The sequence below is a fragment of the Brucella daejeonensis genome (assembly GCF_014199265.1).
GTDB lineage: Bacteria > Pseudomonadota > Alphaproteobacteria > Rhizobiales > Rhizobiaceae > Brucella > Brucella daejeonensis.
The window spans coordinates 77,917-90,474 of sequence record NZ_JACIJG010000006.1 but is presented as its reverse complement, the minus strand read 5'-3'; the positions used below and the strand labels follow the sequence as shown (position 1 = coordinate 90,474).

Genomic DNA, 12,558 nt, shown 5'->3' with positions numbered 1-12,558 from the left:
ACATATGGGCCGTGACGCCCGCAGCAAGGAGAATATCTGTGCCTATACGAACCATCGTCTGGGGTGAGAACATTCACGAGCAGATCAATGAAACCGTGCGTTCCGTTTATCCCGAAGGTATGCACAACACTATTGCCGGCGCGTTGAACGAGGATAGCGCCATTCAGGCGACAACCGCCACGCTTCAGGAACCCGAACATGGCCTGACCGAACAGCGCCTCGCCGAAACGGATGTGCTGGTCTGGTGGGGACACAAGGATCACGGCGGCGTCAGCGACGAAGTGGTGGAGCGCGTGGCGAAGCGCGTCTTCGAAGGCATGGGGCTGATCGTGCTCCATTCCGGCCATTTCTCCAAAATCTTCAAGCGCCTGATGGGCACGCCCTGCGCACTGAAATGGCGCGAGGCGGGCGAGCGCGAGCGCGTCTGGGTGGTCAATCGCGGCCATCCGATCGCGCAGGGGCTGGATGAGAATTTCGTGCTCGAAAACGAGGAAATGTACGGCGAGCAGTTTTCCGTGCCCGAACCGCTCGAAACCGTCTTCATCTCGTGGTTTGCGGGCGGCGAGGTGTTCCGCTCCGGCATGACCTGGCGGCGTGGCGCGGGCAACGTCTTCTATTTCCGTCCCGGCCACGAAACCTATCCGACCTATCACGACGCGAATGTGCGGACGGTTCTGCGCAATTCCGTCAAATGGGCATATAATCCGCAACCGGCATGGACGGGCATTCACACCGCGCCGAACGTTCCGGTCGAAAAGGCGCTGGAACCCATCGTCGAGCGCGGACCCAAACTGCATGAAGCCGGCGAAGCCGGTTATCGCTGAGGTGCATCATGCGTCTTCTTATTCTGGGAACTGGCGGCATGGCGAACAACCATGTCGAAGCCTTCAAGGCGATCGACGGCGTCGAGGTCGTGGCGGCCTGCGACGTTTCGGCGGAGCGCGTCGATGCGTTTTCCGAAAATCACGACATCCACAACCGCTTCACGCGGCTGGAGGATGCGCTTGAATGGAACCATTTCGATGCGGCGGCCAACGTCACGCCCGATGCCATTCACCATCCGACCACGCTGGCGCTGGTTGGCGCGGGCAAGCATGTCTTCTGTGAAAAACCCCTTGCCGAAACCTATGAAAAAGCCGCCGAAATGGCGGATGCGGCGGAGCAGGCCGGTGTCATCAATATGGTCAATCTGACCTATCGCAACGTCGCTCCGTTGCAGAAGGCGCGCGAAATGGTGATGGCGGGTGAAATCGGACAGGTCCGCCATTTCGAGGCGTCCTATCTGCAAAGCTGGCTTGTCTCCAAGGCCTGGGGCGACTGGAAGACGGAGAGCAAATGGCTCTGGCGTCTTTCAACCCGTCACGGCTCCAACGGCGTGCTCGGCGATGTCGGCATTCATATTCTCGACTTCGCTTCCTATGCGATAGGCAGCGACGTGGAGCGGGCCTCGGCACGGTTGAAGACCTTCGAAAAGGCTGACAACAACCATATTGGCGAGTATGTGCTGGACGCGAATGACAGCTTCGTCATGATGGCGGAATATGCCAATGGAGCGCTCGGCGTCATTCATGCCAGCCGCTGGGCGACAGGGCACTTGAACGAGTTGCGCCTGCGCATCCACGGTGACAAGGGCGCGCTGGAAATTCTCCATACGCCCACGGGTTCCAGCCTGCGCGGCTCCATCGGCGAGGATATCGAAACGCCCGTCTGGCGCGATATCGATGCAGGCACGGTGGAGACGAACTATCAGCGCTTCGCCCGTGCGGTCGCCGATGGCGCGCCGCTGGAGCCAAGCTTCCGACACGCCGCCAATCTGCAACGCGTTCTCGACCACGCGATGAACGTGGACAGGCCCCTGCCGGAAGTGGTGGAAGGATAGGGGACGACATCCTCCCGGCCCGACCGGGAGGCGAAACTCTTGCCGCGCTACGATGTGCGGCAACAGTCCAGGCGCCTGTCTTGACAGGCGCCTCCACCTTTTTTGCTGAACACGCGTTGTTGAAAAAAAGTCGGACGACGGGGCGAAAATGGCACTTGACCTCAACCAAGGTTGAGGAACTAGACAGACATGGCCGATCATCTGGAGCATCGACCATGCAGATTTCATATTTTCTCGTTCCGCTTGCCTTTGCCGGAATTCTGTTCGTTTCGTCTGCCGCAGCGGCCAATGAGGCCAATGACGTCAATGAGGCCAATGCCATGGCGGGCGAGAAACTTTTCAGGCGATGTTCGGTCTGCCACACGGCGGACGCCGACGAAAGCAGGCGCGGCCCGTCGCTGAAGGGCGTCGTCGGCCGCAAGGCGGCATCCTATCCCGGCTATCCCTATTCCGATGCGATGCGCAAGGCCGCAGCCGATGGGCTGGTCTGGAACGAGGAGGAGCTGAAGAGCTTCCTCAAGAAACCGCAGGCGAAGGTGAAGGGCACCTGGATGGCCTTTGCGGGACTCACCAGGGACAAAGATCTCGAAAACATGATCGCCTATCTGAAACAGCACTCCGAATAGGGCGGTTTCTTCCCCTTTGGCCAAGCGGGCATCCCGCCGCGAGGCCATGGCCGGTCGGAACCGCTGCGGGGCGTTTCCGACCGGCGCTGCAACACCGGCCCGAAGGGTATCGAAATGATGAACAGAAACGTGCTGCATATAGATCGCGACGCAATCGGCGCCGTTTCCAGACAGCAATTCGCGGACGCCATGTCGCGCATGGCCGCGACGGTTTCCGTCGTCACCGCGCGCGATGCCGGTCAATCCCACGGCCGCACCGTGACGGCGGTGCTGTCTGTTTCCGCCGAACCGCCCATCGTGCTGGTTTCGGTGAAAAGTGATAGCGCCCTTGCAACGGCGATCATGGCCGATGGCGGTTTTTCGCTCGCCATGCTGGCCGAAGGACAGGACATGATCGGCGACGCCTTCGCTGGCAGGGTACCTCATGCGCAGCGTTTCCTGATCGGTGTCTGGGGCGAATGGCCATCGGGCAGGCCCCTTCTCTTCGGCGCGGCAGCGGCCATCGATTGCGAACTGGCGGGTTCGGTTCCAATGGCCGACCATACGCTTTTTGCAGGCCTCGTCACGGATACCGATCTGCCGCTTCATTCACGTCCCCTGCTGTGGGCACGCCGCAGCTATCAGTCTCTCAGACACGATACCGACCTATGAAGCCCTTGCTTTGCCGCTTCCGCACGGCCTACACATTCGGGCATGACCGAGTTTGACCACATGGAACAGTCCGGCCTCAAGAAAAGCCTTACCGTCGGCGACGTCTCGCAGCGCGCCGGGGTGGCGATTTCCACGGTCCATTTCTATGAGAACAAGGGCCTGATCGAAGGCTGGCGCACGCAAGGCAACCAGCGCCGCTATCATCGTGCCGTCCTGCGGCGTATCGCCATTATCAAGATTGCCCAGCGCGCGGGCATTCCGCTTGCCGTCATTCGTGATGCGCTGATCGACCTTCCGCATGATCATGTGCCGACCGCCGAAGACTGGCGGCATTTCTCCGAAGCATGGAAGGATATGCTTCAGGAGCGCATCGACAGCCTTATGCAGCTTCGCGACCAGATCACAAGCTGCATCGGTTGCGGCTGCCTCTCGCTCTCCGAATGTCCGTTGCGAAATCCCGACGACATTCTGGGGCAGCAGGGCGCGGGGCCGCGCAGGCTGATGAAGCAATCCGGCCTCACCTGAGTCCGTTTCCGCACGGGTGCTTTTCGCTCGAAATTGCCTATTGACCTCAATCGAGGTTGAGGTCCTATAAACCTGTCGGCAACAATCAGGTTTATGGAGGCCGACAGTGCAAAGTTCGATCGAAGAGACGGTTCCGGCGGGGAATGCGGGCCATGCGCCCGCTGGCTGGAGTGAACTGTTGAGTGGCCGAAACGGCCTTTATGCGCTGGCTCTGGCCGGTGGCGTCACGCTCCACGCGGTCAATATGTATATTGCCACCACGGTCATGCCGAGTGTGGTTCAGGATATTGGCGGCATGGATTTTTATGCCTGGGCGACCACGCTTTTCGTTGTTTCGTCCATTCTGGGCGCGGCGCTCACTGCGCGGCTGCTCATAAGCGCCGGTCCACGCGGCGCCTATGTGGCGGCGACGCTCTTGTTCGCGGCCGGAACCCTGATTTCTTCGCTTGCGATCAATATGCCGGTCATGCTCGCCGGGCGCAGCGTGCAGGGGCTTGGCGGCGGCTTCCTTTATGCGCTGGCCTACGGGCTGACGCGCGTCGTGCTGCCGGAACGCCTGTGGGGACGGGCCATCGGGCTGATTTCCGCGATGTTCGGCGTTGCAACGCTGATAGGTCCGGCCATCGGCGGCGTTTTCGCCGGATATGGCGCTTGGCGTGCGGCCTTCTGGTCGCTGCTGCCTGTGGCGGGGCTTTTTGCGGTCGTCGCTTTCGTGACCCTGCCGCGTTCGAGCTGGGACAGGAACGAGCGGGCTTCCATTCCCGTTCTTCAACTCGTCCTCCTGACCGGCGCCGTGCTTGCCGTTTCGGCTGGCAGCCTGTCGCAGGAAGCATTGTGGAAAATTGTCGGCCTCGGTGCCGCGCTCTTCATGATCGCCATCATCGCGGCTGTTGATCGCAATGCGAAGGCGCGGCTTCTGCCGCGCCGTTCCTTCAATCTTTCGACACCGCTCGGCGCGCTCTATCTGACGATTGCGCTCCTGATGCTTTCCATGCAGCCGGAAATCTATGTGCCCTATCTGCTTCAGCATCTTCATGGGCAGTCCCCGCTCCGGGCCGGTTATCTCGCCGCCCTGATGGCAATCGGCTGGACGGTCGCATCCTTCCTGAGCTCCAGATGGCAGGAAAGAGGCGGTGACAGGCTGGTTGTGGCCGGGCCTGTCCTGACACTTGCCGGTCTCGTCCTCCTTGCCGTGTTCCTGCCGGTCCATGGCAATGGCAACTGGTCGCTCCTCGCACCGGTCTGCTTCGGACTGATCCTGATCGGTTTCGGTATCGGGCTTGCCTGGCCGAGCCTCGTCACGCGGGTCTACCAGAGCGCGCCGCCGACCGAGCAGGATCTTGCCGCTGGCGGCATGACCACCGTGCAGCTTTTCGCCATTGCCTTCGGTACGGCCTGTGCCGGTATGGTCGCCAACTTTGCAGGTATCGCCGTGCCCGGCGGTGCGGAAGGCGCGGCCAATGCCTCGCTCTGGCTCTCGGTGATCTTCGCGCTTGCGCCTGCCATTGCCGTAGCCGTTGCTTTCAGGGTCATCGGATTGACCGGCGGCAGATCCTGAAGCGCACTGAACGGGAACCGCTCTGGCGCCTGCCTGCGTGAAATCGAAAGGATGTCGGGGAGAGCCTGAAAAAAGAACGCCCACTGCACTGGGAGGAGGAGTGTGCAGTGGGCTGATCTGTAAAGCGCGATTTGGGAGGAGGAGTATCGCGCTTCTGGTTCGGTTTTTGGGAGGAGGAGTAAAACCGAACAACGCGAAGATAGGTTCGGACATTGCTGCTTACAAGAGGCAATGGCGCAAGGCAGATATGCATTTATGGGTAGCTGAAAAAAGAAACCGCCCCGCAGCGATCGAGCGCGCTGGGGCGGTACTCCCTCCTCCAAGTGAGGCCACAATAACGTGGCGCATGGAGAAAGCAACACCTAATATAACTCCATTATTTTCAGAAATTACTGAAAATTCAACATGAAATGACGAGGTTCTTTTCGGGCCATTGCGGGGCGAATTTCGGCACGCAATGCTTTCGATGTGGGTATCCGGGCCGGGCCGTGTTGCGGAAAGCCAAACTTTACAATTCAGCGAGCTGTTAAAGCCCGCTCCAAAAGTCGCCATGAGCGGCTGTCGTCATTGTCGTTTAAAAAAACTTGCTGCTCGCTAAGATTGTCTATTTATTTTTCCCAGGTTGTAGGTATGTTTCGGCGTCTCCTCCGATTGGGGGCTTTCGAAGGAGATTCGCCGCCTCAGCGCGCTTGGTCGCAGCGAGGCGGTTTTTCCTTCTGGTTTGCTAAAACTGCATATCAGCATTGCAAGCTTACCGGTTGAGGGGCCGGTGATAGTGGCGTAGTTAACAAATCGTTCGGTTTTACTCCTCCTCCCAAAAAACCGGACATGAGCGCGGTACTCCTCCTCCCAAACCGCGCTTTCAGTTTAAGCCCGCAGCGCCCCGCGCAGCGGGCTTTTCTGCATTCCGGTCACGTAATTTTTCATTGTGGAATGTATTGTTAGTTTCAGAATCAGGGCTAACGTTACATTTTCCTGATGCGTGCACTCCTGAGAGCTCGCCCGCCTCGCGCCCCTAAGCCCCCCGCCCAAACGCGAGGCGGTTCCTTTGAGCGGAACCTTTCAGATATTGGTCTCTCCGACAGAAGCGAAGAATAATCTCCATCGGTTTCGTCGGAGATATACTGCTTGCGCCGGTCATGAGGACCTGGCCGACGCAGGGCGCAGGTTCCCGTCAGTCGAGCCGCCCCGCCAAACCTTGGTGCGAATCCGAAAATACATCCACATAGTCTCATCGAAGGTTCGCTATGCAGGTACTATGTGAAATATACTGGAGAAGGATTCACGTATATTCGCGGGGAGGGCGGATGCTTCAATATTATTTCTCAAATGGCAATAAATAAAAAATATTATAACATTATAATTCATGACGTAACGTCATATTTGATTGAAATTTAAAATTACATTTTCTCCCGTCTCTTCTGTGGAAGGACGCATAATCGCCAAATATCGGTCCGGATATCTGCCTATAATCAAGCAAGTTGAGTCGCTGGCGCAGTAAGCCGGGTTCCTGTGAATTTGCTTGCGCGCAGGGTTTGCGCCGTGCGCGGGAAGAAATCGCGGCCCATCGCTGTGTTCGGATTGATTGTTCCCTTGTGGTTGGAGGCGGACGGCGGCCGTTCCGTCCCCGGAAATTAACCATCTGTTAACCATTGCGCATATAGACCGGATAAACCGATTATTAACCAAGATGAATCAAGTGCTAACACAGTCCCGTCCAATCCGCTTGAAAGGAAGATCCTTTCTCGCGCTGGTGCTCTCGCCTGAATTACCGCTCGATGGCTGGCTCGACAAGCTGGATGATCTGGCAGCGCGTTCAGTGGGATTTTTCCTGAACCGTCCGATCGTTCTCGATCTGGAGAATGTGGCGATAGAGCGCCCGCAACTGGTACAGCTGCTTGAAGATCTGGTCAGTCGCGGCGTCTGGATCACCGGTTTCGAGAATGCCCGTCCTTCCCTGCTGGGGCCCGGCATGCCGCCGGCAATGCGCGGCGGGCAGCCCGCAGCCGATTTCGACCCGGAAATCGCGGAGCCGAAACCGCAGGCCAAGGCGCCGTCGCCGGCAACTCCGGCAGCCGTTCAACTGGTCAAGGCCGTGCCGTCCATGGTCGTCACCGAGCCGGTTCGTTCGGGGCAGTCGATCTATTTCCCGGATGGCGATGTGACCATTGTCGGTTCTGTTGCGTCGGGGGCGGAAGTGGTGGCTGGCGGTTCCATTCACGTTTATGGCGCGCTTCGCGGCCGGGCTATGGCGGGGACGGCCGGAAATGCGAATGCGCGTATTTTCTGCCGCAAGATGGAGGCCGAACTGGTGGCCATCGACGGTCTCTACAAGACCGCTGAAGACATGGAAGGCAGATTGCGTGGTCAGGCCGTTCAGTTGTGGCTGGATGGCGATTACATGATGGCTGAAACGCTGGGCTGAACTGCTTCGGAAAGCGCAGGCAGTTCCGGTCCCGGCGCATCCCGAAAAGTGTGAAACGGTTTTCGGAAAAGATGCGCGATAAAACAAAAAGTTAGAGCACCGATCTGATTCAATCAGATCGAAACGCGCTCTAAGGGCGCCTTCACGGCGCCGGATGAAAATGGCAGGGCATTCCATACCGCGGGCGAAGGATGCCCTGGTGGCGCGCGGGAGATACAGGAGACACATATGGCAAAAGTAATTGTTGTAACTTCCGGCAAGGGTGGCGTTGGCAAGACGACATCCACGGCTGCAATCGGTGCCGCTCTGGCGCAGCGCGGCGAGAAGACCGTCGTCATCGATTTCGATGTCGGCTTGCGGAACCTCGATCTGGTCATGGGCGCGGAACGCCGTGTCGTGTTCGATCTGGTCAATGTCATTCAGGGCGACGCGAAGCTGCCGCAGGCGCTGATCCGCGACAAGCGTCTGGAGACGCTGTATCTGCTGCCCGCCTCCCAGACACGCGACAAGGACAATCTCACGACCGAGGGCGTCGATCGCGTCATGGAAGATCTCAAGAAGGAGTTCGACTGGATCATCTGCGACAGCCCGGCCGGGATCGAGCGCGGCGCCACATTGGCCATGCGCCATGCGGATACGGCTGTGGTCGTCACGAACCCGGAAGTATCGTCTGTTCGCGATTCCGATCGCATTATCGGCCTTCTCGATGCCAAGACGCTCAAGGCCGAACGCGGCGAACGGGTGGACAAGCACCTTCTGCTCACCCGTTACGATCCGGTGCGCGCCGAACGCGGCGACATGCTGAAGGTCGAAGACGTGCTCGAAATCCTGTCGATTCCGCTTCTGGGCATCATTCCCGAAAGCCAGGACGTCCTGCGGGCATCCAATATCGGCTCTCCCGTGACCCTTGCCGATCAGCGCAGCGCGCCTGCATTGGCTTACCTCGACGCAGCCCGCCGTCTTGTCGGCGAAGAAGTGCCGATGTCTGTTCCGTCCGAAAAGCGCGGCCTTCTGGGTAAACTTTTCGGAAGGAGAGCGGCATGAGCCTTTTTCGTTTTTTCAGCAAGCCTGCTTCCGCGCCTCAGGCGCGAGAGCGGCTGCAGGTTCTGCTTGCCCATGAAAGGGCATCGCATGAACATTCCGATCTCGTCGCGGTGCTGCGTGAGGAAATCCTCGCCGTCATTACCAAGCATATCCAGATCGATCGCGACAAGGTCAGCGTGAAGATGGACCGGGGCGACCAGATGTCCACGCTGGAAGTCGATATCGAGCTTCCGTTGAAAGCGAAAACGAAGGTGCGGGCGGCCTGATTTCACATCACTTCAACGGATAGCCAGAAAGATGGAGGAAGAAACCATGAATCGCGGTGCACTTCTCACCAGATTGAAGGAACTTCAGGAACTTCCAAAGTTTCAGAAGCGGGATATCTGTACAGTCAGCGCTTTCCTGCCGCTTCCAGCCCTGGCGGAGCATGTCAGGGTCTGCGAGGAAGCCGCAGGCGTTGCACAATCGGGGCAGGATCGTTGATCCTGCCTTTTTCCTTTATGCAGAGACCCGTTGAAGCCTGCATGTTCAGGGCACGGCAAAAATCATCTGCAGATAGCAGCCGATGACCGTAAGGGCTATGAGCGCCGCGATGAGGAACACGAGTTTCATCACTCATCGATTGCGCAATAGCCGATCACGTTCAAGAAAACAGATGGTGATTGCCCGCTCCCGCACGAAGTCGTGTTCACGCGTGCAGGCCCCCGGCAGGTGAACAGAACTTTCATTCGTCCGGCAATGGGGCGAGTTCCCGCCGGGCTGTCGTCACGACTGCCTGCGTGAGGCGGGCAAGGCGGTCGGCGACGAGGCGGTTGACCTGCCAGAACAGAGGGACATCCAGTGGCGTGTCCGGGATGAGTTCGACCAGCCGCCCTGTTTTCAAATGTTCGCCGACCAGTTGCACCGGGTTCATGCCCCATCCCATGCCGGACAGGCTCGCATCGACGAAAGCCTGTGTCGAAGGGAGCCAATGCGTCGGGCAGACCGCATCGTCCGCGATTGTCGCCTGCACCCATTGGTCCTGCAGGCGGTCCTTCTGGTTGAAGGTGAGGGCGGGGGCGCTGGCGATGGTTTCGCGCGTTATGCCGTTCGGGAAATGCCGGGCGATGAATTCCGGCGATGCCGTCGCGCGGTATTGCAATATGCCGAGCGGAGTGATGCGACATCCCTGGACGGGTCTGGACAGGGACGTGACGGCCGCGACGACGCGGCCGCGTTGCAGCCATTCGGCTGTGTGATCCTGATCGTCCACGGCTATATTGAAGAGATAATCGGACGCCTTGCTGAATTGCGAGATCGCTTTCAGGAACCATGTGCCCAGACTGTCGGCATTGGTGGCCAGATGCAGCGTAACCTTCTGCGCCGGGTCTTCCGCGTCAGCTAGCGCCGGCAGTTCCGCCAGGAGATCGCGTTCCAGCATCCCGACCTGCTCGATGTGACGGCAGAGCCAGTCGCCCTTTTCCGTGGCGGTGCAGGGAGAACCGCGCTCGATCAGCACGGCTCCCAGGCGTTCCTCCAGATGCTTGACGCGCTGGGAGATTGCCGATGGCGTGACGTTGAGCGCGCGGGCGGCTTTCTCAAAGCTTCCGCTTTGCACGATCATTGCCACGGCCCGGAGCGCGGAATAGTCGATCATTAGTTTTCCTAATCTGGAATTACCAATATTAACTATTCTAACGCGCTGGTTTCCATTATCCAAGCAGTCAGTATCCCTCCCGACAGTGACCTGTAATGAACCCGTCAGTCTATGTAACCGGCCTTACCATGGGCCTCAGCCTCATCGTTGCCATCGGTGCGCAGAATGCTTTCGTGCTGCGGCAGGGCTTGCGCGACGAGCATGTCTTTGCGGTGAGCCTCGTCTGTGCCGTATCGGATGCAGTCCTGATTTTGATCGGCGTCACGAGCTTTCAGAAAATAGCCGCCGTCATGCCCGCCCTCGACCCGGTCATGCGATATGGCGGGGCTGCTTTTCTGGTCTGGTATGGCGCGAAAAGTCTCCATTCGGCGTTTACCTCCACCGCCGCTCTGGCAACGGCCAACGGTGCGTCGGTGAGTATCACGAAAACGGTCGCAACCTGTCTCGCGCTCACATGGCTCAATCCGCATGTCTATCTCGATACGGTCGTGCTGCTCGGCACCATTTCCACGCAGTTTCCCGGCTATCAGACTTCTTTTGCGGCGGGCGCGATTACGGCGTCTTTCCTGTTCTTCTTTTCGCTGGGCTTCGGAGCGCGCTGGCTCCGCCCTTTCTTTGCCCGCCCATCGTCCTGGCGTATCCTTGAGGGCGTCGTTGCCGTCACCATGTGGTCCATCGCATTGAAGCTCCTGATCGGCATGTGACGGCACGGCAAGGGAAAAGGCTGGATGCGCAAGGATCGGCCAGCCTGCGAGATGACGCGTCGGAGGCCAATGCCCGCCGTGCTTCACCTGTTCGCTGTGTTCTAGCCGATGGCAGGCGGCTTGCTCCTGCCCAACTGCCGCTCGCGGAAGACGGAAAACAGTCCCGCCGCGACGACGACCATGGCGCCGGCGATGATGTTCCAGGTCAGTTTTTCGTGAAAGACCGTGACGGCGATGCAGGCGCCGATGACAAGCTGTAGATAGGTGAGCGGCTGAACCTCCCCGGCTTCCAGAATGTCGTAGGCGCGAATGAGAAAGTAATGGCTCGCAATGCCGCAGGCGCACAGCGCCGCCATCCAGAACCAGTCGCCGCGGGCAATCGGCATCAGGTGGAAACTGCCGACGAATGTCAGGGCGACGGCCCCGGCCACGCCGGTATAGAAGAAGCTGGTCATGGCATCGTCGCTTTTGCTGACCGCGCGGGTTGCAACTGCATAAAACGCGAACATGGTCATCGCCGCGACCGGCAAAAGCAGGCTCGCATCGAATTTTGCGTTCACGGGATTGATAATCAGCAGAACACCGATCAGTCCCACGATAATGGCGGTTCCGCGCCTCCAGCCGACTTTCTCGCCGAGAAACGGCACGGAAAGCATCGTTATCAACAGGGGCGCGCCCTGGAAGATCGATTGCGCGGTCGCCATGCCCGCGCGACTGAGTGCGAATATGAAGACGACGACTTCGGCGGCGAGCAGAATGCCGCGAAAAACCTGCAGGACAGGGCGTTTCGTGGTCGCGGCTTTTGCAATTCCGCCGGAGCGGGCCGCAAGCAGCAGAACGAAAGCGGCGAAGACCCAATAGCGGATCATCGTTATGAGGATCGGCGAATAATGGGTGCCAAGATATTTCGAGATGCCATCCTGCGTCGCAAAAATGGTAACCGCGAGAAGTGTGAAGAGGTAGCCTTGGCCTTTGCGTGTCATGCCTGCACTCATATCGACAGACGTGGTATGCTGCCACCGATAAATCATGAAATTCGGCACACTTTAAGTTTTTGTCTTGACGCATGTCTCCCGAAACCGGTTCCCCCTTTCGGGAGACGTGCTGTAGGGTCAGGACCTATTAATTTGATGAAAATGGCACCTGAAATGACAAGAACTGCAAGGAAAGACGTGAAAAACGGGGTGGTTCCCCCGGCTGAGCGGCTTGACGCAGCAGATCGCCAATTTCCGGCCTTGGCCTTTCGGTGTCCGAAGGATGTGGTCCATCCGCCCGGCTACTTTGTCGTAAAGTCTCGAAAATGAACCACATTTCCTTCGCCTTTTCTCCTCGTATCCAGACGGATGGCCTCACACCATTTCCACCAAATTAGTAGGTCCTGACCCTAGTTTCGGTTTTTGGGCAGGCTGAACCGATCCTGTAGGGGAGCATCTGGTGCTCCGCAAGCAAGCGGCGTCCACAGGTCCTGTGTCAGTTCATGTTTACCGTTGCCCGAACTCTTGATATGCGA

Annotated in this window: 13 protein-coding genes; 11 read left to right on the top strand and 2 right to left on the bottom strand. The window is 58.7% G+C overall.

The window, feature by feature from the left end; all coding sequences use genetic code 11:
- Positions 1-38: 38 nt before the first annotated feature.
- The 10 genes from FHS76_RS09325 to FHS76_RS09280 all read left to right on the top strand — a co-directional run bounded on the left by FHS76_RS09325 (position 39) and on the right by FHS76_RS09280 (position 9,191).
- Entirely contained in the window at positions 39-824 is a 786-nt protein-coding gene (locus FHS76_RS09325; protein ID WP_183651165.1) for a ThuA domain-containing protein, read from the top strand.
- A gap of 8 nt (positions 825-832) precedes the next feature.
- The gene (locus FHS76_RS09320) at positions 833-1,879 is read left to right on the top strand and encodes a Gfo/Idh/MocA family protein (protein ID WP_183651162.1); all 1,047 of its coding nucleotides are present in this window, start codon (positions 833-835) and stop codon (positions 1,877-1,879) included.
- 215 nt (positions 1,880-2,094) lie between these two features.
- The gene (locus FHS76_RS09315) at positions 2,095-2,505 is read left to right on the top strand and encodes a c-type cytochrome (protein ID WP_183651160.1); all 411 of its coding nucleotides are present in this window, start codon (positions 2,095-2,097) and stop codon (positions 2,503-2,505) included.
- 114 nt (positions 2,506-2,619) lie between these two features.
- Complete coding sequence (locus FHS76_RS09310; RefSeq protein ID WP_183651157.1) at positions 2,620-3,156, top strand: flavin reductase family protein; 537 nt, start codon at positions 2,620-2,622, stop codon at positions 3,154-3,156.
- Between the two features lie 60 nt (positions 3,157-3,216).
- The gene (soxR, locus tag FHS76_RS09305) at positions 3,217-3,681 is read left to right on the top strand and encodes a redox-sensitive transcriptional activator SoxR (protein WP_183651709.1); all 465 of its coding nucleotides are present in this window, start codon (positions 3,217-3,219) and stop codon (positions 3,679-3,681) included.
- A gap of 106 nt (positions 3,682-3,787) precedes the next feature.
- On the top strand, positions 3,788-5,239 hold the full coding sequence (locus FHS76_RS09300) for an MFS transporter (RefSeq protein WP_183651153.1): 1,452 nt from the start codon (positions 3,788-3,790) through the stop codon (positions 5,237-5,239).
- Between the two features lie 1,690 nt (positions 5,240-6,929).
- Positions 6,930-7,664, top strand: coding sequence for a septum site-determining protein MinC (gene minC, locus FHS76_RS09295; RefSeq protein ID WP_183651151.1), 735 nt, complete (start codon positions 6,930-6,932; stop codon positions 7,662-7,664).
- A 228-nt stretch (positions 7,665-7,892) separates the two neighbouring features.
- Complete coding sequence (minD, locus tag FHS76_RS09290; RefSeq protein ID WP_183651148.1) at positions 7,893-8,708, top strand: septum site-determining protein MinD; 816 nt, start codon at positions 7,893-7,895, stop codon at positions 8,706-8,708.
- Positions 8,705-8,974: a cell division topological specificity factor MinE gene (gene minE / locus FHS76_RS09285; RefSeq protein ID WP_183651146.1), complete on the top strand. Its 270-nt coding sequence runs from the start codon at positions 8,705-8,707 to the stop codon at positions 8,972-8,974. Before minD ends, minE begins: the two co-directional genes overlap by 4 nt.
- 46 nt (positions 8,975-9,020) lie before the next feature.
- Positions 9,021-9,191 carry a hypothetical protein gene (locus tag FHS76_RS09280; protein WP_183651144.1) on the top strand — a complete coding sequence of 57 codons (171 nt, stop codon included), beginning with the start codon at positions 9,021-9,023 and terminating at the stop codon, positions 9,189-9,191.
- 241 nt (positions 9,192-9,432) lie between these two features.
- Here FHS76_RS09280 and FHS76_RS09275 read toward each other — a convergent pair whose 3' ends face one another.
- Positions 9,433-10,344 (bottom strand): LysR family transcriptional regulator ArgP, encoded by a 912-nt coding sequence (locus FHS76_RS09275; RefSeq protein ID WP_183651142.1) that lies wholly within the window; start codon positions 10,342-10,344, stop codon positions 9,433-9,435.
- A 95-nt stretch (positions 10,345-10,439) separates the two neighbouring features.
- Between FHS76_RS09275 and FHS76_RS09270 the strand changes: the two genes are divergently transcribed.
- On the top strand, positions 10,440-11,048 hold the full coding sequence (locus FHS76_RS09270) for a LysE/ArgO family amino acid transporter (RefSeq protein WP_183651140.1): 609 nt from the start codon (positions 10,440-10,442) through the stop codon (positions 11,046-11,048).
- A 101-nt stretch (positions 11,049-11,149) separates the two neighbouring features.
- On the opposite strand, the gene FHS76_RS09265 is transcribed toward FHS76_RS09270, so the two are convergent.
- Complete coding sequence (locus FHS76_RS09265; RefSeq protein ID WP_183651138.1) at positions 11,150-12,031, bottom strand: DMT family transporter; 882 nt, start codon at positions 12,029-12,031, stop codon at positions 11,150-11,152.
- Between the last annotated feature and the right edge of the window lie 527 nt (positions 12,032-12,558).